Source organism: Paenibacillus praedii, assembly GCF_049725345.1.
In the GTDB taxonomy this organism is placed as follows: Bacteria; Bacillota; Bacilli; order Paenibacillales; family Paenibacillaceae; genus Pristimantibacillus.
Window position 1 is genome coordinate 81080 of the sequence record NZ_JBMWAM010000001.1, and the last position, 21237, is coordinate 102316.

Sequence of the window (21237 nt, forward strand, 5' to 3'; positions counted from 1 at the left end):
TTATTCTAGAATGAGTCTATTCCGAGCAAAAAGGGAATTCGATTTTTTTATTTTTGTCCCATCCACCCCTGCTCATAGGCATATCTAGCTAATTGCACCCGATTCTCCAGATGAAGCTTGTGCAATATATTTTTTAGATGATTTTTTACGGTATGCTCCGAAATGTCTAAAGCAAGAGAGATATCTCGATTGGACAACCCCTTGGCGACAAGGCCGAGAATTTCCCGTTCTCGGGTTGTCAAATGGTCTGTATGTGACGTCGATTTATCTGTTTGCGAAAACTCTTTGAGAATTCGAAATGCTAATTCGCGTGTCATAGGCGCCTCGTCAACAGCGATCGCTTTCAAGTAATCATGCCATGATTCAGGACTTAAATTTTTTAATAAATACCCTTGTGCCCCTTTTTTCAGCGCATCGAACAGATGGGCAATATCGTCTGACACCGTGACCATTACGACTTTCACATAAGGAAACTTGTCCTTAATTTTTTTTGTCGCTTCCAATCCATCCATGCCAGGCATTTGTATATCCATGAGGATCAAATCGGGCATCAACTGCTCAGTAAGTTCAAAAGCCTCCATCCCGCTTTTTCCCTCGGCTACAATCTCGAATATAGGGTCACCGCTGAGAATGGTCCGAATACCCTCTCTCGCATGTTCGTTGTCATCGACGATAAGCACACGAAATCGTTGCTTGTTCATGCTGGTTCCTCCTTTCGAATGGTTACAATGGTTTCGTTCCCTGCTCGCTCGATCTTAAATTTCCATTTCATTATCCTCGCACGTTCTTCAATGATTTTAATGCCATAGTGATGAATTTTATCTTCTTGCCGTTCCTTGATCCCTTTCCCGTCATCCGAAACCGTACAGAACCAGCCGTTTTCCACAGCATGCGCTTCGATTCGAACGTTACGTGCTTCGGCATGTTTAAAAATATTTAGCAGCGATTCTCGAATTGAAGCTAGTAACTCAACTTTTTCCTTCGTAGACAATCTCTCTTCAGGCAACTGCCAGTCCAGTACAAACTGCAGATTTGTTTCTCTCTTTATTTCCTCGATTAAACTATTCATGCCTTGCATCCACGAGATGGAGCTGGGATCGGCGGATAAACGTAAATTCGCAATGGCTTCCCTCACATACGCATTTGTGCGATGCACGCTTTCTCGAAATTTCTGATATGGAATTCCTGCTGCGTTATTCGTTTTTTCCATACGATCCACTTGGGCGTTTAGTAGAAACAAGGATTGCGCGATTCCATCATGCAATTCACGGGCAATCTTCTCGCGTTCTTGTAATACGGCTTGCAAAGCTTTCGCTTCGTTCAACTCCTCCTGGTTCCGCTCTATCATAGAGAAGAGTTGAGTTAGGAATAAAATCGTAACTAGAAAGACAATGACCGGTGCGAGTAAATTTCCCAGCTCCATGGAGAGATAAGGAAGAAGAAAATCATGCCTTACATATTCCCAAAGGCCGATCGTTAAAGTAGGTATGATAAGAATTAACCACTTCATTTGTTTATATGACAAGATTTTATTGCCTCCTTTTCGTCATTTATGCTACTCTATTTTAACTCGATAGCATGAATCTAAATAGCTAATTTTTCAGAAATAAAAAAACCACCAACAAATGGGGTGATAATATTGGTGAAGTTATTCAAGTATTTCAGCTTCTGGCTTACTTTGTTCGCACTAAGTATTTGTTTATTTAATTCTTCAGGCTTTGACGATAAGAATTTGTTGCTTTATATTACAAGCCCTATTTTGTGGTTTTTGGATGATTTTTCACCCTTTTTAAAACGCTTCATTTCGGAACAAATACTAATTGGCTTGTTTTATTTCTTGAGTTTATTTTTTTGGTGTTGTATTGGATTGCTTATTGATACATTTATTCACCCTTCAAAAAGAAAAATATTATTATTGTGTCTCTCTAGAATAGGTGTGGCTTCTTGCCTAATCATACTAATTTCAGCTGTTTTTTATACAGCACAAAATACGGAAAAACAAATCAGTAATATTCTTAAAAATCCAAACAAATACAATGAACAATCAGTTCGAATTGCGGTTGTTAAATCAGCAAAGGATGGCTATGGCGAAAAATATATCGTAGAAATGGCAACCATACTACAAACAACAAACAATAAAGAAATATATGGTAGTACCATATATGCACTAGGAATAATTGGAACAACATCTGCTGTAAAGGCACTTATGGAACACTACAATGATCCTGAGGATATAATGTTCGTACTAAAAACAAATGAGAATACAATCATATCCATGCTTGATAAAAATCAACCACTAAGTACAATCACTACTGGTATAGAAGCAACAAAATTACTAGGATTTGAATCCTTTATTAATCCACTAAGCAATATTATTAATGAATATCCGAACAAAGAAATCCAAAAAAAAGCAACGGAAGCTTTAGAACAAATAAGTCAGAGTCCCAAAAAGAACAATCCTAAATTCAACATTGATTAATCTTGCCATTTCCTCTAGCTGTCACTAGCGGTCGCTCCAAAATGGGAAATAGTTGTTTCATCAACCTGATATTTCGGCGTTTGTTGGTTCGGTCAGATATAGACCAAATCGTTTTCGTTCCGATTTTTGGTTTTGGTTTAATGAATTCCTGCCAATAATGTTGTCAATTTATTATAAATATTGATATAACAACGAAAATGGCGTGTCAAATTGGTTGTCAATTTGCACGCCATTTTGTATGTCGATTTTAATTTTGCACCTCTGAAGTAAACCCGTTATTCAAAGAGCTAAGCTCTTTATTTTTCAACAAACGTCTCACAAAAAAAGTGAACAGCAGCAAGCAAAGAGCGACCGACACAGCGCTGACCGTGAACAATACTTGGTAACTCGTGTACTGGGACACCCAGCCCAGCAAGATCGCACCTAGCCCAATACCGAGGTCGGTAGCAGTCAATAAAGAAGCATTGGCAACCCCTTTACGATCCGGACGAGCAAGACGTATCGTTGCTGCTTGAAGAGCTGGCTGCGCGGAACCGAAACCGATACCGTACAGAACTGCCGAAACGAGCACGCCGAACAATCCGGTCGAGAAGCTCAAGACAATCAAAGCCAAAATCGTAATTACAAGGGAAGGAACAATGACAAACGTCTCGCCTTGCCGGTCTGAAAGTTTTCCCGCAATTGGACGGATCAGAGCAAGCGTTGCGGCATAGGCCAAAAAAAACGCGCCTGAATTGACCTGGATCGAGTTAGCAAACAGCGCAACAAAGGTAGTAATGCCGCCATAAGCGATATACAGAAAAAAGACCGATGCCGTGACGGGAAAAACCGATTTCTCAAAAAATTCGATTCTCCTTGCGCCAGATTGCGGCCGGAAAGGCATGCTTGCACCAAATGTCAACAGAAGAGCTGCGGCAGAGAGGCCGACGGCAAATAGAAACATGGCGTCGTAAGATAGGTTTTGTGTAAACCAGATGCCTAACATCGGGCCGATTGCCATAGCCAGGGTCATAGCCATGCCAAACCACCCCATGCCTTCTCCACGGCGGGTAGAAGGGATCATATCCGTAATCGCCGTGATCGTGGCAGTGGTGGAAAGAGCCCAACTCATCCCGTGCAATATTCTGAGCCCCATCAAAACGACGATTCCGCCGACCCAATTATACATATACATCGCCAAGGTGAAGAGAAGAAGCCCCCAGACGATAAACGGACGCCTGCCGAACCGGTCCAGAAGCCCGCCGACGATTGGACGAAAAATAACGGCGGACAGCATAAACACGCCCGCCGCCAGACCGACCTGCGCTTCGTTGCCGCCCATCTGAATGATGAACAGCGGCAGCGTCGGAAGCAGCAAATAAAATCCGGTGAATAGGAAAAACATTCCTAAGGTCATGAAAATAAACGACTTCGTCCATAGGCGTTCCACGTTTCAATCCTCCTCGGGTAAATAAAAGATACAGTGCTCTAAATTTCGTATTGTTAACTTGCCACGCCTGAATCGGGTGATCCCCACATATAAACTAGTCGCATAAGAGGTAGGAACTGCCACCTCTGACGACCATATTTATGCTGGTTTACTCCAAAAACTAATCCTCCGGGCTTCTTAGAGTTTTTTCTTTATCAGCAATTGTCTGTTCCGTTGTCGCACACATTATTGCACTATAGAAGCGGACAACTGTGCGTTCAGCGGTCCGTCTTTCCAGCTTAGATTCCGTATACCTGATGCGGTACATACGGCTCCTACAGGCTCGCAATCTCGTTTTCTTCCAGCTTCACCGACATCATGCTTATCTCCTTGATATTAAGCTTAACACATGGAGTTAACTCCAAGTCAAACGTTTTCAACAACGGCGCGGGCGACGTTCATCGGGCCGATCAAGTCCGTGGCGATCTCTTAGCGAAGTCTATGCCCATGCCATAGCTGGCGTCAGTAATAAACTAAATATTCATTCACTTCGAAATCAATAAATTCATCCACCTGATGACCGTACCCATACTTCTAATATTATATACCCACCTATTTTCCAGACGCTCACTGCCTCAAAAACGATATCTACATGGAGGACGCACAAAAAGACGACCGTTATCCCGTAGAATACTGGGAAGCGGTCGGTGCTTAAAGATGTCTTTTTCTACTAAACGTCGGTATGACCAATTGAATGTAATTTTCTGGATGAATAAGAAAAACCGAGATAACCTAAGGTCATCTAGGTTTCCAACAATTATTGATTTCGCAGTGTCTTCAATGCACCACTCCAGGCGATGACCTGGTCTAGCATGTCGTTTACCGATTGTTCATGACGGTCGGCCGGCTTGAACACACTGAAATTCTCGAAATCGGTGAAGAGAGACAGCGCAACTTGTATCCGCACGTCCGCCAATTGCAATTCTCCGGCGATCAGCCGCAGGTTCTCCACCGCACGGGCTCCACCAAGACTACCATAACCGACAAATCCGGCTGCCTTGTTGTTCCATTCCTTGTACACGAAATCAAGCGCGTTCTTGAGCGCTCCGGACGTAGCGTGGTTGTATTCCGGGGTCACGAACACGTAGCCATCGAAGGAGTCCACCTTCTCGGACCACCGTTTGGTATGGTCCTTCGAGTACTGCCCCATGGAAGGAGGCACCGCTTCGTCCAGCAGCGGCAGATTGAAGTCGAGCAGATCGACGAGCTCGAACTCGACGTCGCTGCGCTTCTGAGCAATGTCATACACCCAGCGGGCGACGGCTTCGCCGTTGCGGCCCGGACGCGTGCTTCCGATAATGATGGCGATTCTAATCATGTTGGAAAATTCCTCCTATGCAGAATTGGCTTATTACTGTTTAAGCTCGAGACTCGTACCAGATCGGCTATGAGTTCCTTCAAAATAAATATAACCAAAATCTGCTCTTACTAATCTGCTCATTAGTTTAACGATTATCGGGCACACAAAAAAACCGCACAGTGTGCGGGTCTCAATGCATGTTACTATTTTCCTTTGTTTCCCAGCTCTTTCACACTGCCATCATCGTATCCAATAACGACTTTATGTGCCATTTGAATAAAGAGCCCATGATCTACGACACCTGGAATCTGATTAATTAAATAAGAAAGTTGTTTCGGGTCCTCAATCCAGTCAAATTTGCAATCTACGATGTAATTTTGGTTATCTGTCATGAACGGCTTTTCATCGACAATCCTTAATGCAGGAGTGCAGCCGAGTTGACTTAGCTTCTGTATCGTAGATTCAAAGCCGAACTTTACGATCTCAACAGGCAAGGGAAATAATCCTAGATGATCGACAATTTTTCTTTGGTCTACTACAACTATCATTACCTTACTCGCTGAGGCGACTATCTTTTCGCGAAGTAACGCACCTCCACCGCCTTTAATTAAATTCCAATTTTTATCAACCTCATCTGCGCCATCAATTGTAATATCAACCTCACCGGTTATTTCACCAAATGTAATGATAGGTATCCCATATTCGGACGCCAACTGCTCTGATTTTTTAGACGTGGCAATTGCTCTAATTTGAAGACCTTCCTGTATTCTTTCTCCAAGCTTCTTTATTGCCCAGTATGCCGTTGACCCCGTTCCTAAGCCAACGGTCATTCCATCAGCTATATATGCAACAGCATGTTCAGCAGCTATTCTTTTTGACTCCAAGGCAATCACCCTATTCTCTGGACGTTGTAAGGTAGCGTTTTATGCTAGCCATTATAGTATTAATTTATTCATTAGTCTAACAGATTTAATTAAAGCGGTTAATATTCACCCGTTATGACCGTTTTTACGCCCGGTATTTTCCATACCTCTGACGAATCAATTTTGCTTAGTTCACCAACCATCATCATGTTCAAAGTGTTGGAGGAAGATTATTGTGAGGAAAAAGTATGAAGACATTCAAGAAACACAAGTTTCTTCCTCTTAACTTCTGTGCCTTTAACTAACAAAAAAAGGAGCCTAGATGAAGCAGGCTCGTCAACTATCGTTTCCCGTAAGCTTAAAAATAATCTTTTCATACTTAGTGTTCGTGTAACATTGAATTAGGCGCCACCGGCTTGCCCATTAACGCAGATTCGAACATATCAATAATTTCTAAGAACCTTTCCGCTTCTCGAAAAACGTGATCTGCAAGTAAAGGATGGATGATACTTTTTATTTTGCACGCTTCGATCAAATTTTTAGCCGTTTGTTTAAAATCTCGCAACGATTTAACGGAAACTCTATTTTGATCTAGAAACTGTCCCAACAAAGGACCAGTTTGAGATTGTGGGCGCATGGAGTCCAAATCCTGTGCTTGGAACAATAGTTGATCAAAGTCATGGCTAAATTCATTCGCCTGATCAACTAATTTCCTTTCGGATGGATCCAGTAAATGACTAATAAATTTGGCGTGATCAGCCATAATTTTTAAGAAAAACACATTTTCATCAATGATGGCATCGGGCAACGGCTCTAAAGTACCATTATTGAGTTCTATTAATCGATTTTTAAAATAATTTGCTTCCCTGCTTACATGATCAACTAAAAGGGGGAAGTTGGTTTGCCCGGGAAGTTGACAGGTTAAGATCAGACCTAAAATTTTTCTTTTAAACGCCCAAATATAGCTAACTGCCGTATGAACCTCATTATTAAATTGCATGATGACTCTAGGGTCCGTATCATTCCTGAAAGATAACGCACGCTGCTCTATATCCTCGAAGATTTTATAAAAATAGTTTGCTTCATCAATTAGTTGCTTATCTTCCACTCTAAAACCAAGCTTTAGAAATAAGGAGTGCTCCTTCATGATCCGTGCCCAAAAACGCACCTCATCCAATGAGCGGGCAACAAATAAATCCGACATACATTCACCTCCAAGGTTATGCTCACTTAAATACTGTATTAATCAGAGTGGCTCTTTTATGTATGTCCTTTTTAAATATGCCTCATTACTTTGTCCTATTCATTTTGCTTGTAATTATTATCACAGCTAATTCCTTGACTTAATAGGCTTTTGCCGTTTCCTGACAAACATCTTCACATAGACTAACCCGTACTAGCAAAATGCTTATATGTGAAAGGATGTACTCGATGAAGATTTTAGCCATTGCTCCAGACAAACTGCCTCTGCCTCCTATCAAGGGAGGATCGGTTGAAGCAGTTATGCACAATATATTTACTAGAATAGCCAAAACGGAGCATGTTACATTAGTTAGCAGTGTCCACCCACGTTTACCTAAAATGAGCACAACTGCAAACGGAAAGTTGAAATTTATGCGGTTTCCATATCTTAACGAAAATGCTTATATCCAAACCGCGATGAAAATGATGCGCAAGCACAAATTCGATATCATCCAGGTTGACAATCGGCCTACCTTCCTGCCCGCGATCAGAAGAGCATTTACTAATACACCAATCGTTCTCTCGCTGCACTCTCTTCATTTCTTATCAAAGTTATCCCATAAACAAGGAAATGCCATGCTTCGACACGCAAACGGGGTGACTTGCGTCAGCTCCTCCCTTGTAAATACGTTTAAAGCTAAATATCCAAGACATGCCGCGAAATTCAAACCAATCCTTCTAGGCGTCGACACGAATAAATTCCAGCCTAAACCTAAAGCCTACAAGAAGTACATTCGTAAGAAGTATGGATTAGAGGCCTCCTGCAACCTTTTGTTCGTTGGAAGAATAATCCCCAGAAAAGGACTTCACACCTTGGTTGAAGCAGCCGCTCTGCTTCGTAAGGTGAATAAAAAGGTCACTATCGTTGCAGTTGGTGCTTCTTGGCCAGGTGTTAAAAGAGAGACTCCTTATATGAGAAAAGTTAGACAGCTTGCCCAAAGACTGCATGTCCCCATTCGATTTACGGGTTTTATTTCCCCGAACAAGATACATGAAATGTACCATCTAGCCGATATATTTGTTTGTCCGACTCAATTTAAAGAGGGTTTTGCCTGTGTGAATTCGGAAGCGATGGCCTCAGGAATCCCGATTGTCGCATCGGCGCGTGGCGGTATATTGGAGGTCGTTCAGCATGGGAGAAGCGGGCTCTTGGTCAAATCATATAAAAATCCGGCAGCATTTGCTAAATCACTGACTCAAATAATGAGAAATTCAGCTTTGGCAAAGCGTCTTTCCATTGGTGGAAGATTACGTGTCGTATCAAAATTCAGTTGGGTCAGCACGGTGTCGAATTTAAAATCGTACTATCGGAGTAAGATGTAACGATGTGAATTCTGTATGTAACAAAGCACCGGTTTCTTCTTTAGGGTGGATGCCCCAATACTTCGACTTCGTATGGGGCAAATTCGAGATTCCCTAATCCCCAAAAAAAGGGGCTAAACAACACGTTTTGCAAATAAAAAACGGCCTTTCCAATATGCATTAAAATCGCTAATTGTGACACCCGGGTCCCCGTACGTCTGAATTATTTTCCCATTACCTGCGTACATCCCCACATGACCTACAATGCGATTGCTGGAATACCGGCCAGGTGTGTAGAAGAACATCAGGTCGCCGGGCTGCAATTGATTAGCATCTACGGTTTGTCCGACTTCAGATTGAGAACGTGAAGATCTTGGGAGTTCTACGTTGAAGTGGGCATACACATGCTGGACGAAAGAGGAACAGTCAAATGTATGCGTATCACTGTAGGAACCCGCAGCAAAATGATAGGGTGTACCTAAAAATTTTCGAGCGTAGCTTATGATTTCATATTTTTTTGCCGTGGATAACGATTGGCTCCGCATTTTTTCAGTCGAACTTGGTCCGGGTTGCTGTGATGAAGATGCACTTTGCTTCTTAGCCAAAGAACTGTCATCGATTGGGGTAATGATAACCTGCGAATTTTTTTCGTTCCAGACCACTTTGGTGCCCATCAAAGTGGATAACGCTTGTGTTGTGATATAAGGCTTATGATCGATAAACTTTGGAGCTTGCGGAAGTGCAATAGGGTTATCACCAACTAACGATTGAGTTTGATTCATGTTTACGGAATAAACGGGATCCGTATTGCCTATGGCGAGACTGGCATTGGTCATTTTATGCAAGTTTAAACTCATTGATTTCACAGATTCCTCGAGTGGTACCCATACCAATCCACTGTTATCTTTGTAGATAGGAATATTGGTAAACATCGGTTGATATGCAACCAGCATGCTGGCGCTATGGACGTCTGGGATAGGCGATGGTTGTTCTATGTTATGGGCTCGTTTATTTCCACATCCTCCAGTCATAAACAGAATTGAAATACAAAAAATTAAAACAAACTTCCATTGTTTTTGAAGCATCATAAGCTACTACTCAACCCCTTTTCCATTTATATTGATTAGTGTTTTCCAGGATCGATAATTTATGCATGAGGATGAGATGAATAACAGTCAACTGCGTTTCTAAAACAAAAAAGCACCGGCCGGATGGTCGATGCTTTCATTTCACCTCTGTTAAAGGCTCCATACTTATCTTATATGACAAAATAAATCATACTTGCGAAGAGGCATTGAGTCTGGATCAATATATGTCCTTGTACCATGGATTTAAATGAACGAGCACCTCTTCAACAATAGGATTATGTTTTTTGATGACCTGTTTTATTTTCTTACTAATGTCATGACCTTCTTGAACGCTTAGCTCAGCTGGAATTCCCACCCTCACATCAACAATCATGTAATGGCCATGCTCCCTAGCCCGTATTCGGTCAATTCTCTTCACTTCCGATATGGATCGAACAAGCTGCAGAATTTCTTCCATTCTATCTTCATCGATATTTTTCTCCATCAATACATCAACTGAAGTTCTTCCCATGTGAATCGCCAGCCTGAGGACAAAATACGCTACTATGATTCCCGCAACAGGATCACCGTATTTCAGAAAAAGAATATTAAAGTGTTCTCCAAGCATGGCAAGACTGATACCAACAACTGCAGCAAGGGACGCGTAAACATCTGCCAAATGGTCATAAGCGGTTGCAATCAATCCGCTGCTATTGATTTTTTTGCCGATACGCATGGTGTAGACATAAAGCCACTGTTTCCATACCAGTGAGATCCCTGCTGCGATGAGAACAAGCACCGTTGCTTTATGAGGCGGTTCCATCAGCGCCATTACGGAGTGATACCCCATGTAGACAGCTGCAAGGACCAGAACAACGGCAACTATACCAGCACCAATAACCTCCGCTTTACCATGTCCATACGGGTGATCCTTATCCGGCGGCCTTTTAGAAATCATCATCGAAATTAATGCTGCTGCAGTCGCAAACACGTCTCCGGCGTTATGAACGCCATCTGCTATCAGCACCTGGCTGCCAAAAAGCAGACCTACAATAAGTTTCATGATGGTTAATAGAATATTGCTGATCAAGCTTGTCCAAATAGCAAAAGCTGATTGATTGTTTGTTGATTCCATACGAATAGTCAGACCTCCAGCACAGGTTGAGTAGGAATATTAATGAGGTTCGATATCCACATGAACATTTTCTCTTATCCCTTTAAAGATACTGTGCCATTATACAAAACGAAATTCGTGTGGGTCTAGAGAAACAGTCTTGCCTTGTGTAAGAAGTCTTACTACAGATCAATAGAGTTTGCAGCAACTAATTTTGTTGTGCGTGTACAACATAATTTGAATGAGTTCCAGTACCAACCAGATTGGCTCTCTCATTTGGTTTATGTTGCTGAATATAAATGTCTTCAGCAATCATCCAATTATTTCCTCATAGATCACGAGCTTTTACCCCGTCTATTTTCAACCCTCTCGAAAGCGGCAGTTCTCTGGAACAATCAAATTGTAAAACAAAAAAACCGTCCCTTTTGGACGGCATGTAAAAATCTTCATATTTTTTGTGACAGCCTAGCTGATTTTATCGCCATGTGGACGCCGACGCGCGACGCCGCTGTCATAGGCAGCCTGGATGACAGCTTTGCGGACGTTATCGACGACATGCTCATCGAAAACGCTGGGGATCACGTAATCCCGATGAAGCTCTTCCTCTTTAATGGAGGAAGCGATGGCATGCGCGGCCGCCAGCTTCATGCTGTCGGTAATCCGGGTTGCCCGGCAATCGAGCGCGCCACGGAAAATTCCCGGAAAACAGAGCACATTGTTAACTTGATTCGGGTAATCGGAGCGTCCGGTCGCCAGAACGCTCACATATGGCTCCGCCTGTTCCGGCAAAATTTCCGGTGTCGGATTCGCAAGCGCAAATACGATCCGGTCCTTCGCCATCAGCTGCAGCAGCTCTGTTGTTAAAACACCGGGTCCGGATACGCCGACGAAGATATCGGCATCACGCAGTGCCTGCGATAAATCGCCAGCTATTCCTAACGGATTCGTATTTTCCGCATACCAATTCCAGATGTCGCTGCCATATCGCTCCCCGCGGGTCAAAATCCCTTCACGGTCAACCCCGAGAATATGTTTGACTCCAGAGGACAACAGCATGCTCGTGCATGCGATACCAGCCGCCCCAATACCGCAAATAACCACTTTACAGTCCTCTAGCTTCTTGCCTATCAATTTTACCGCATTCATCAATCCCGCCAGCAGTACGATGGCGGTACCGTGCTGGTCATCGTGGAAAACCGGTATGTCCAGTTCTTCCTGAAGCCGCTTTTCGATTTCGAAACAACGCGGCGACGCAATATCCTCCAGGTTGATGCCTCCAAAGACGGGCGCGACCGCCTTTACGATACGGATGATCTCCTCCGTATCCTGCGTATCCAAACACAATGGAAAGGCGTCAACGCCGGCAAACTGCTTGAACAGCATTGCTTTTCCCTCCATAACGGGAATGGCCGCTTTCGGTCCGATGTTGCCAAGTCCAAGTACCGCCGTCCCGTCAGTTACGACGGCAACCGTATTCCGCTTGATTGTCAGCGCATGGACACGGCTCGGCTTGTCTTGAATCGCCCGGCATATGCGGGCAACCTCAGGCGTATATACTTTGGACAGATCGTCTCTGTTCTTAATTCGAATCTTCGGTGTTACTTCGATCTTGCCGCCCAGATGCATCAGAAAAGTCGGATCGGATACGTTGATCATACGCAAGCCTTCCATGGTTTGAAGCTCCTGGGTGATGCGGTCCGGCAGTGTCTGCTCTGGAAGCTTGACCGTCACGTCCCGTACTGTAATCTTGCCCGGCCTAATGACATCAATGGCGACAATATCGCCATGGAAGCGGTGAATGGCTGCCGCGATTTGTACAAACGTAATCTGCTCCACATTGAGCTCCATCCGGAGAACGATGGTTATGCCCGTACCCGAAATACCGTTCATTCGCCTCCAACTCCCTTTTATATCTGAATAGCAAAAGGCTGCTGACCGGAACAGCATCAACAGCCTGCTGGTTATACTGTCAAAAGTGTTTTACGAAAACGGATATTGCCGGTCTTCTCGCTGTACCGAAATCCATTTGATGGTCGTAAATTCGTCCAGCGCCGCTTCACCGCAATAGCGGCCGATGCCGGACGATTTCTCGCCTCCGAACGGAATGTTGGATTCCACATTAACCGTCTGATCGTTGACATGGATCATTCCTGTTACAATCTGTTTCGCGACGTTGATTCCCCGATCCAGTGAGCCGGAATGTACGGCGCCGCTGAGCCCGAAATCACAATCGTTGGCGATCCGAATGGCTTCTTCCTCACTGTCAACCGGAATAATTGCTGCCACCGGCCCGAAAATTTCATTTTTCGCGACTGCCATATCGTTCGTGACCTCCGATAGGATATAGGGCTCGATAACGTTGCCCACTACTCTGCCTTCCATTTCGAGCTTGGCGCCTTCGCGGATGCTTTCGTCAACAAGTGCCATTACCCGCTCGATCTGCCGCTTGTTGATCATTGGTCCGATAATCGTATCCGATTCCGCCGGGTTGCCCGCTTTCAGCTTCGCGGTTGCTTCCTTGAATTTGGCGACGAATTCGGGGTAAATTTTACGGTCAACGATAAACCGGTTCGTTGCAATGCAGATTTGGCCCTGGTGTAAATATTTTCCGAATGCGGCAGAAGCGACGGCCTGGTCGACGTTGGCGTCATCCAGTATAATGAACGCGTTGTTGCCGCCGAGCTCAAGCGCGACCTTCTTCAAATTTCTGCCGGCCACTTCCGCGATATGTCTGCCAGCTCTCGTGGAACCTGTGAAGGAGATCACGCGCGGTATCGGATGCTCGGCGAAATAGTCGCCGATTTCCTCCACGTCGTAAACCACGACGTTGAAAAGCCCTTTCGGTATGCCTGCTTCTTCAAAAATTTCAGCCATGATGAGGCCGCCAGTGATCGGCGTCTGCGAATCGGCCTTCAACACGAGTCCGTTCCCTGTCGCCAGCGCCGGAGCCACTACCCTGATGCTCAAATAGAATGGCCAGTTCCAAGGCGTAATCGCCCCGATGACGCCAACCGGGTTGCGATACACGCGATTTTCCTTGCCTGGTATGAACGAAGGCAAAATCTCGGTATTCATTTTGAATGCATATTTCGCTGCTTCCTTGACATCGCCGATGGAAGCACCGACTTCAATTGCCGATTTCAGCTGGGAGCTTCCGGATTCCTCCACGAGCATCTTCACAATTTCGTCCTGACGCTGCCCAATAATTGCAGCCGCTTTCTCCATAACTGCAGCTTTCTCATGAGCGGATACCTTCGCCCATTCCTCTTGCGCTTTTCTTGCCGCTTCATAAGCCGCGTCGATGTCCTGTTTGTTGGCTAACTTTATCCGGGCGATCACGTCGTCGGTGAATTTGTTGGTCACCGTCACATAGCGCTCGCTAGAACCTTCCTTCCACTCGCCGCCGATCAGCATTTTATCCCACGTTTTCACAGCAGATGCCATTGACATGTGTATCACTCCTCATTAAGGTTTGTGGATCATAAACGTCATGCTTCAGACTGCGCTTGCTGAACAGGTTTTTCCTGACGCGAACCTTCTGAAAGGACATCACCTCCCTAAAGCAATATGCCGTTTTCTTATTCTTTCGATCGACTGCCCATGGTTTCTCGGAGCGGCCGCGAAGGAAGTAAAACGCTTCCATCATTGACATTGATCACGCCTTTGGAGGTCAGCCTTACCTTCGGCAGATGTGTGGCTGACATGAACAGCAGCGAATAGATCGGATCGGCGAAAGCATAGCCGGCATCGCGCATCACATTGAAAAAGCGCCCTGTTTCCGCAATCAATGTATCCATATCGAGCAGACTCATCGTACCGAGCAAGGGCAGCGGCAGGTCGAAGGCTCTTTCACCGTTCTGGATAAGACAGATGCCGCCTTGCTGTGCAAGCACGGAGTTCGCCGCTTCCGCCATCCGAGCGGGCTTGCGGCCGAGAATGACCAGGTCGCCAGATAGCGAGTAAGTGCTTGCCAAAGCGTCAAACTCGCCGAAGCCCTTAATAATGCCCGTCGTTATCCATTCACCTTGACGCTGCAGGAGCGAGACATACATATATCCGCCTGAATCCGGCAGATGGACGATTTCTCCTACGACAGGCAGCGCCTCGCTTCGGCTTCGGGTAATAGCGGCATTGACCAGCTCGATCACGGGCGTCTTCGGCGCTTCACTGTCGGTTGAAGAGGAAGCGGACACCTCAAACCATTCCGCCTGAACGGTCGGCTCCATCATTTCGTACGCCCCTACACCGTAGCGGCTCCATTCCACCTTTGGAAGAGGTTCCGTCAGCTTTCCTTGCGCAGCGGCGATACGCCCATTCGCCATCACTTTGACGGGGGTCGGGTTGCGCAAATCCTCCAGAAACACAATGTCCGCGATCCGTCCAGGGCTGATTCCACCTAACTCGCGATCCATGCCGTAGTAAACTGCCGGATTGAGCGATGCCATCCGATAGGCGTCGGCAGGTTCAACCCCCTCCTCGATCGCGATCCGAATGCATTCGTCAGTAAAGCCTGATTCAAGGAAGAATGGCGGAGACCCATCGGTTGTGAGCATCAGTCGGTCCCAGTACCGGCATCCTGCTTCAAGCAAGCCCTTGACGAGCGCCCTCAAATCCGGTCGAATCGAGGAATGCCTAAGTGTTGCGTAATAACCGAGGCGCAGTCTGCGCATCACCTCGTCGGCGTTGATGCTCTCGTGGCAGCCCGTGGCGCCCGCTGCTGCGACCGCATTGAGTGTTTCAACTGACGCGCCGGGATTGTGAGTTTCAATCCGCTTTCCGGACGCAGATGCTTCCCGCATCCGGGCAACCATCGTCCTGTCGCCGTCGATCAGCTCCTTCCAGTAAGTCAACTCTCCCGCCTGAAGCACTGCCTTATTCCGAAGCGTGCGCCTAACACGCTCTTCCGTGAAGCGATCCGCAAGCTCAGATTCGCCGACCTGCGGATCGAGGCGGGCCCACCAAAAGTTTTTTATGGGCATCACGGAGAGAGCTTCCATCAACGCCTCCATCTCCTCCTGCTTCAACTGAAGGAAAAAAGGCAAATTATCATGAAGCAGCGCTGTAGTACCGCGGGATAATGCATATTCAGACAGTGTACGCGGGTTATAGACTTGAAATGAATGGGCATGGGGCTCGATGTAGCCCGGCACCAGAATGAGTCCATCAGCGTCGATTACTTGCGTAGCGGGATCGACTGCCGGCTCCTTTGCGCCCACGTATGCAATACGGTCTCCGCAGATCACGACATTGTTGGCAGTTACTTCTCCGGTATAGATCTCAAGCATGTTAGCCCCGCGAATCCAAGCGGTCGCCGGCGCCTTGAACCGGGAAACGGAGATCAGTCTTTGCAGCTCCTCATCCGTCATCGTTGGCAGCGTCACGACCATCCCCTCCTTCTGTATGAATAGGCGGTAATCCTGCACCAGCCGCCACATAATCTTCCAAATGGATATCTTCGATACCGGGAATTCTTACCCGCAAATAACGCATGGGCTCGCTGTTCAGCGGCACCGTACAGTCAAATCCCATTTTCGCCCCAAGACCGTCATTCGTTGAAGGATCAAGCTTGGAGCTCTGCGCGCCATGAACGACAACCAAATCCTTGTCTGCTTGAAATCTGGTTGCGATCGCCCATTCGACCTCTTCCATGTCGAAGATGTCCACCTCTTCGTCCACGACTACAACATGCTTGATATCAAAACTGTTCGCCAGAGCGGCGATGATCGCGTTCTTAGCTTCGCCTTCGCTGCGCTTCTTGATCGATACGACTGCATGATACCGGCACGTTCCGCCGATGCTCATATGAACGGCTTTTACGGTCGGCACGGTTTGGCGGATCGTCTGGAAGAGGCTCGCCTCGCGCGGAAGTCCTCCAAGCAGCAGATGCTCGTAACCGGCGGGTACGATCGTATGAAAAATCGGGTCGTTCCGATGCGTAATTGCCGTGATCTGGACAACCTCCTTATCGCTGCGGGGTCCGTAATATTTCGGAAACTCCCCAAAAGGGCCTTCCGGCTCCCGCACGTGGGGAAGAATTTTACCCTCCAGCACGATCTCCGCATGAGCGGGCACGTCGATATCCACGGTTTCGCAGCGGACAACCTCGAGAGGCTCGCCATGAAGCGCTCCAGCGATTTCCAGTTCATCGACGCCGAAGGGCGTGCTTGCCTGAGACGCCAGCAGAGTGAGCGGATCGACGCCGATAACGATTGCACATTCCAGCGGCCTGCCGGCCTCCTCCGCGAGTTTGTAAAGATGAAACGTATGCCTAGGCAGAAGCAAAGCGCCAAGTTTGTCTTTGCCCGATACCTGGAGCCGGTGGATGGATACGTTCTGTTTACGTGTCACCGGATCACGAACGATAAACAGCGCTGCGGTAATGTAGTTCCCCGAATCCTTCTCATGATGAATAGGAATCGGCAGCATCCGCATCAAATCGATATCGTCAAGCACGATATTTTCCTTTACGGATGCCTCGCCGTTATTGACCTCCTTGCAAGGGAGCGGTGAAGCCGCGGCTCCGGCAAACTTCGGGATGATTCCGCTGCGGTCGGTATCGAGCGCCTCGGCAAAATCGTCCCTAGTCGAGCAGATGCCCGATACTACCGGTATTGAATAATTCTCCACCTGCTTGAAATAAACGGCTTTACTGCCGTCAAGCTTCTTGGCCACCGCAGCGGCTTCATAGCGCAGGCTTACTTTCCTTTCGACAATCGCGAGTCGGTTGCTTCGCTCCAGATGTGCGAGCCACGAGCGAAATGATTGTGATTTTATTGCTCTCATGTAGCAATCCTCCCTGCTAGACAGTGACGGTTATGCCGAAGATGTCCTTTAGCCGGCGCTGGAACATTTTCGTTAACCGTTCACGGCCCCGAACCTCCGGCGGTGTCGCATATTCGCGCCCTTCGACAATGACGGGCTGGTCGTAGCGAATTAGAATATGCGGCAAATAATCGTCGTATAAAGCACGAATACGCTTGGCATGCGCCGGATTACGGGCATAAAGCTTCAGCATGCGGAGCCCGAAGCCGACGTGCCGCCCCTCGTCCTCCTTGATCCTTGTAAAACCTTCGGCAAGCCCCGGGAATAATCCTTTACTGCCGTATACCGCTTCAAAAACTTCATAACCGGTCATCGCCTGTACGCCCTCGATGATGCCCTGATAATGGGTCAGCCCTTCGACGAGCGCCGCTTCGCGCTCCTCCGGATCCTGATCCAGAGCCAAGAGCATCTTTTTCATGCGTTCATCCAGCTTCTGCTGGACAATGTTCTTTACCCCTGAGATCCGGTCTTTACCGAATACTTCCTTGAAATAGCGCATGAAAAATTCCGTATGCTTGAACTCCTCCACGAGCTGTGTGCTTAAAAAAGCCTGCTGCTCCGTCGACGAGCCCAGCATGATCCATGGACAAAACTTCAAGGCCACGTTCTCCTCGGCATCGAGAAACCCCGTGCAGAAATGGATCAAATATCCCTTCAGCTCATCATCCAGTGCCGCGAAATCACTTTGGTCCTTGGACAAATCAATCGCAGCCGGATCCCATGTTCCGAACCTTATCGCCTTGCGGTACAGATCCCATGCCACCTCGTCGGTTGATTTATCCAGGTTGTTCACAAGATCGTCCTTTGCCGCTGGTTCGCCCATTTGACTCATCTTCAATCCCCCCAAAGATCGTGAAAATCATACAATCGCTCCAGCAGCTCCAGCACATCCGGTTCCGTCGGTACGCGCGGATTGAATCTCATCATGCCGCTTTTGAACGCGTCTCTTGCAATTTCAGGCAGCTTCTTCTCGGGAACGCCGACCTCCCTCAAACACAGGGGCAGCCCGATTTCCCGAACCAGCTTCGCCACCGCTGACGCGGCCTCAGAAGGGTCATGCCTGTGCCTCTCCTCACCGCTGCTCATCAATCCGGCGATTATCGCCGCCTTATCCGGGCAGGCCGATGTGTTAAAAGCAACGACATGCGGCAGCAGCAGCCCGATCGCGATACCATGCGGGACGTGGCAATGACCGGACAACGCGCTGCCGATGGCGTGTGCCAGCCCAAGAAAGGCGTTGTTGAACGCCATGCCGGCAAGCAGGCTTCCATGCGCCATGCCGATACGGGCTTCGACATCGGAACCATTCTGCACCGCGCGGCGCAGACACGAGCTGACTGCAGCAATCCCTTCCTTCGCCAGCACATCGGATGACGGCCGGGCGCGTACGGAAAACAACGCCTCTATGCCGTGCGCGAGCGCGTCAATGCCGGAAGCAGCTGTCATTGCCGCGGGGAGGCGCATGGTCAGCTCAGCATCAACAAGCGCGATGGACGGGGCCATATGGGGGCTAGTCACCGTCACCTTCACATTGTTCGCCCAATCGGAGTAGACTCCGAACATGGTCACCTCGCTTCCGGTCCCGGCCGTTGTAGGAACCGCCACTAAAGGGACTGTGCTTGCCGCAGGCACACGTTCGATGCCTGCGTATTCGCTAATGCTTCCCCCATTCGCGGCTAAGATGCGAATACCTTTGGCCGTATCGATCGAACTTCCACCGCCTACAGCGACAATACAATCATACCGCTTGGCTCGAAATGCTTCTGCTCCGCGGTTAACCGTATCCAGACTTGGGTCTGGCTCCACATCCGTATGCACGTCGTAATGAATGCCAGAAGCCTGCAGGGATTCCGTCAGTCCGGTGAGCAGTCCCGCCGATTCCACGCCTTTGTCACTGACGAGAAATACACTGCCCGCTCGGAGCTGCCGCAGACGCTTACCGAGACCTGCGGCCTTTCCATAGCCGAATTCAATCCGAGTAGGAAGATGGAACGAAAATTCGAAGTCCTTCTTAGCGGCCTTCTCCCCAGCATCTGCCGTCTTTTGATCGAACGTCAAGTCGTCCGCCTCCGTTCGTTAATCGACTTCGAAGTGAATGTGTTTTGTCTCGCAGTATTCCATTAAGCCGTCAACGCCTCTGGTTCGGCCCTGCCCACTCATTTTGTAGCCGCCGAATTCCGCCTCGGGGAAATTTTTATTGTAGGTGTTGATCCAAACCGTCCCTGCCCGGATACCTCTCGTCATGCGCATAGCACGGTTCAGGTCGGATGTCCAGACGCCTGCGGATAACCCAAAGTCGGTTTCATTTGCCAGCGCGAGCGCCTCCTTCTCGTCAGAGAATGACTGGACAGCTAGCACGGGACCGAAAATTTCCTCCTGCACGACTCGACTGTTTGAGGACAGCTCGTCAATAATCGTGGGCTCAAAGAAGTATCCCTTGTCGAACTCCCCTCCCGTCAGTCGACTGCCGCCTGTAATGAGCTTCCCTTCGCGGCGGCCGATTTCGACGTACTCGCTCACTAAATCCAATTGGCTTCGGGAGACAAGCGGTCCCATGTCCGTCGACTCCAGCAAGCCGTTCCCTATACGCAGGTTCTCCGCATAGCGGAGTAGTCCGTTGATTACCTTGTCATGTACAGACTCATGTACGAGCAGCCTTGAGCCTGCCATGCAGATCTGGCCGGCCGATATAAAGATCGAACGTCCGATGACCGGAATGGCCTTCTCAAGATCGGCATCGCCGAATACCACATTTGGGGATTTTCCGCCAAGCTCCAGGGCCAGCTTCTTGATGTTGCTTGTCGCCATCTCCATGATCGACTTTCCGGTCGATGTATCCCCTGTGAAGCTGATCATATCGATCTTCCTGCTCATTCCCATCGCCGCGCCGATCGATTTTCCGGGTCCCGTTACGATACTTACAATGCCCTTTGGAAAATGGGTCACCTCATCGATCAGCTTAAACAGCTCAACGGAAATGGCCGGCGTTAGACTGGCCGGTTTGACGATAACGCCGTTGCCGGCCGCAAGCGCCGGTGCCAGCTCGCGGATCATCAACAGCGCCGGCCAGTTCCACGGCGAGATAATGCCGACGACGCCGATCGGCTCCTTGGCGATGACGCCGAAGTTGGCGGGTGTCAGCGTGACGGAACGCCCGAATACGGTGCGTGCCGCTCCTGCGAAATACTTTAGCGTATCCACACATCCGCCCAGCTCCTGGCGGGATTCACGGATGGTTTTTCCCTGTTCCATGGTCAAGAGTCGGGCGAGCTTCTCTAAGTCCCGTTCAATGAGCTGCGCCAGCCCGAGCAGCGCGTCATATCTGCGCTGAGGATTGTAGCCCCAATCGCCTGCATGGTATGTCTCATAAACCGCATCGATGGATTGTTCGATATCCTGCACGGCCGATTTTTGGGAGTACGCTATCCATTCACCCGTTGCCGGATTACGGGACTCCAGTAATTCGCCGGATGAGGACTCCGTCCATTCTCCCCCGATATAATTGTAATAAACAGCCGGATTCTGTCCGGTTATCGAAGACATTTTGCCACTCCCTTACGCAAGCGATTTACTTGAACAA

17 protein-coding genes are annotated in these 21237 nt (G+C 47.8%); 2 read left to right on the plus strand and 15 right to left on the minus strand.

The features are described from left to right. Nucleotides 1-47: 47 nt before the first annotated feature. Both ACO9K6_RS00415 and ACO9K6_RS00420 read right to left on the minus strand, forming a co-directional pair. Nucleotides 48-701 (minus strand): response regulator, encoded by a 654-nt coding sequence (locus ACO9K6_RS00415; RefSeq protein WP_424765554.1) that lies wholly within the window; start codon nt 699-701, stop codon nt 48-50. Continuing rightward, nucleotides 698-1525, minus strand: a complete 828-nt coding sequence (locus ACO9K6_RS00420; RefSeq protein ID WP_424765555.1) for a sensor histidine kinase — start codon at nt 1523-1525, stop codon at nt 698-700. Before ACO9K6_RS00420 ends, ACO9K6_RS00415 begins: the two co-directional genes overlap by 4 nt. Before the next feature lie 117 nt (nt 1526-1642). Here ACO9K6_RS00420 and ACO9K6_RS00425 point away from each other — a divergent pair, with 117 nt between their 5' ends. Then, a complete protein-coding gene (locus tag ACO9K6_RS00425; protein WP_424765556.1) occupies nt 1643-2479 on the plus strand; it encodes a hypothetical protein in 837 nt (278 codons plus the stop codon). Between the two features lie 247 nt (nt 2480-2726). Here ACO9K6_RS00425 and ACO9K6_RS00430 read toward each other — a convergent pair whose 3' ends face one another. From ACO9K6_RS00430 to ACO9K6_RS00445, 4 genes are all read right to left on the minus strand, one after another. Beyond that, nucleotides 2727-3908: an MFS transporter gene (locus tag ACO9K6_RS00430; RefSeq protein ID WP_424765557.1), complete on the minus strand. Its 1182-nt coding sequence runs from the start codon at nt 3906-3908 to the stop codon at nt 2727-2729. 796 nt (nt 3909-4704) lie between these two features. Beyond that, the gene (locus ACO9K6_RS00435) at nt 4705-5265 is read right to left on the minus strand and encodes an NADPH-dependent FMN reductase (protein ID WP_424765558.1); all 561 of its coding nucleotides are present in this window, start codon (nt 5263-5265) and stop codon (nt 4705-4707) included. Nucleotides 5266-5450: 185 nt separating this feature from the next. Further along, complete coding sequence (rpiA, locus tag ACO9K6_RS00440) at nt 5451-6140, minus strand: ribose-5-phosphate isomerase RpiA (protein ID WP_424765559.1); 690 nt, start codon at nt 6138-6140, stop codon at nt 5451-5453. Nucleotides 6141-6489: 349 nt separating this feature from the next. Then, on the minus strand, nt 6490-7314 hold the full coding sequence (locus tag ACO9K6_RS00445) for a DUF2935 domain-containing protein (RefSeq protein ID WP_424765560.1): 825 nt from the start codon (nt 7312-7314) through the stop codon (nt 6490-6492). Between the two features lie 227 nt (nt 7315-7541). Here ACO9K6_RS00445 and ACO9K6_RS00450 point away from each other — a divergent pair, with 227 nt between their 5' ends. Next, complete coding sequence (locus ACO9K6_RS00450) at nt 7542-8675, plus strand: glycosyltransferase family 4 protein (RefSeq protein ID WP_424765561.1); 1134 nt, start codon at nt 7542-7544, stop codon at nt 8673-8675. A gap of 113 nt (nt 8676-8788) precedes the next feature. Here the strand turns inward: ACO9K6_RS00450 and ACO9K6_RS00455 are convergent, their stop codons facing one another. From ACO9K6_RS00455 to ACO9K6_RS00495, 9 genes are all read right to left on the minus strand, one after another. Further along, the gene (locus ACO9K6_RS00455; protein WP_424765562.1) at nt 8789-9742 is read right to left on the minus strand and encodes a C40 family peptidase; all 954 of its coding nucleotides are present in this window, start codon (nt 9740-9742) and stop codon (nt 8789-8791) included. 217 nt (nt 9743-9959) lie between these two features. Further along, nucleotides 9960-10856, minus strand: a complete 897-nt coding sequence (locus tag ACO9K6_RS00460; protein WP_424765563.1) for a cation diffusion facilitator family transporter — start codon at nt 10854-10856, stop codon at nt 9960-9962. Between the two features lie 444 nt (nt 10857-11300). Then, complete coding sequence (locus ACO9K6_RS00465; RefSeq protein ID WP_424765564.1) at nt 11301-12725, minus strand: NAD-dependent malic enzyme; 1425 nt, start codon at nt 12723-12725, stop codon at nt 11301-11303. 90 nt (nt 12726-12815) lie between these two features. Beyond that, entirely contained in the window at nt 12816-14285 is a 1470-nt protein-coding gene (locus ACO9K6_RS00470; protein WP_424765565.1) for an aldehyde dehydrogenase family protein, read from the minus strand. Between the two features lie 128 nt (nt 14286-14413). Continuing rightward, nucleotides 14414-16216 carry an adenine deaminase C-terminal domain-containing protein gene (locus tag ACO9K6_RS00475; protein WP_424765566.1) on the minus strand — a complete coding sequence of 601 codons (1803 nt, stop codon included), beginning with the start codon at nt 16214-16216 and terminating at the stop codon, nt 14414-14416. After that, complete coding sequence (locus ACO9K6_RS00480) at nt 16191-17618, minus strand: UbiD family decarboxylase (protein WP_424765567.1); 1428 nt, start codon at nt 17616-17618, stop codon at nt 16191-16193. Before ACO9K6_RS00480 ends, ACO9K6_RS00475 begins: the two co-directional genes overlap by 26 nt. Nucleotides 17619-17634: 16 nt before the next feature. Further along, on the minus strand, nt 17635-18489 hold the full coding sequence (locus tag ACO9K6_RS00485) for a R2-like ligand-binding oxidase (RefSeq protein ID WP_424765568.1): 855 nt from the start codon (nt 18487-18489) through the stop codon (nt 17635-17637). Between the two features lie 2 nt (nt 18490-18491). Further along, on the minus strand, nt 18492-19715 hold the full coding sequence (locus tag ACO9K6_RS00490; protein ID WP_424765569.1) for an iron-containing alcohol dehydrogenase family protein: 1224 nt from the start codon (nt 19713-19715) through the stop codon (nt 18492-18494). An 18-nt stretch (nt 19716-19733) separates the two neighbouring features. Continuing rightward, on the minus strand, nt 19734-21200 hold the full coding sequence (locus ACO9K6_RS00495; protein WP_424765570.1) for an aldehyde dehydrogenase family protein: 1467 nt from the start codon (nt 21198-21200) through the stop codon (nt 19734-19736). Nucleotides 21201-21237: the final 37 nt, after the last annotated feature.

Bases quoted from the DNA above. Each gene is read 5' to 3' on its own strand.
- ACO9K6_RS00485 (WP_424765568.1), bottom strand. From the start codon at position 18,489: ATGAGTCAAATGGGCGAACCAGCGGCAAAGGACGATCTTGTGAACAAC.
- ACO9K6_RS00435 (WP_424765558.1), bottom strand. From the start codon at position 5,265: ATGATTAGAATCGCCATCATTATCGGAAGCACGCGTCCGGGCCGCAAC.
- ACO9K6_RS00455 (WP_424765562.1), bottom strand. From the start codon at position 9,742: ATGATGCTTCAAAAACAATGGAAGTTTGTTTTAATTTTTTGTATTTCA.
- ACO9K6_RS00445 (WP_424765560.1), bottom strand. From the start codon at position 7,314: ATGTCGGATTTATTTGTTGCCCGCTCATTGGATGAGGTGCGTTTTTGG.
- ACO9K6_RS00470 (WP_424765565.1), bottom strand. From the start codon at position 14,285: ATGTCAATGGCATCTGCTGTGAAAACGTGGGATAAAATGCTGATCGGC.
- ACO9K6_RS00450 (WP_424765561.1), top strand. From the start codon at position 7,542: ATGAAGATTTTAGCCATTGCTCCAGACAAACTGCCTCTGCCTCCTATC.
- ACO9K6_RS00480 (WP_424765567.1), bottom strand. From the start codon at position 17,618: ATGAGAGCAATAAAATCACAATCATTTCGCTCGTGGCTCGCACATCTG.
- ACO9K6_RS00495 (WP_424765570.1), bottom strand. From the start codon at position 21,200: ATGTCTTCGATAACCGGACAGAATCCGGCTGTTTATTACAATTATATC.
- ACO9K6_RS00465 (WP_424765564.1), bottom strand. From the start codon at position 12,725: ATGAACGGTATTTCGGGTACGGGCATAACCATCGTTCTCCGGATGGAG.
- ACO9K6_RS00460 (WP_424765563.1), bottom strand. From the start codon at position 10,856: ATGGAATCAACAAACAATCAATCAGCTTTTGCTATTTGGACAAGCTTG.
- ACO9K6_RS00415 (WP_424765554.1), bottom strand. From the start codon at position 701: ATGAACAAGCAACGATTTCGTGTGCTTATCGTCGATGACAACGAACAT.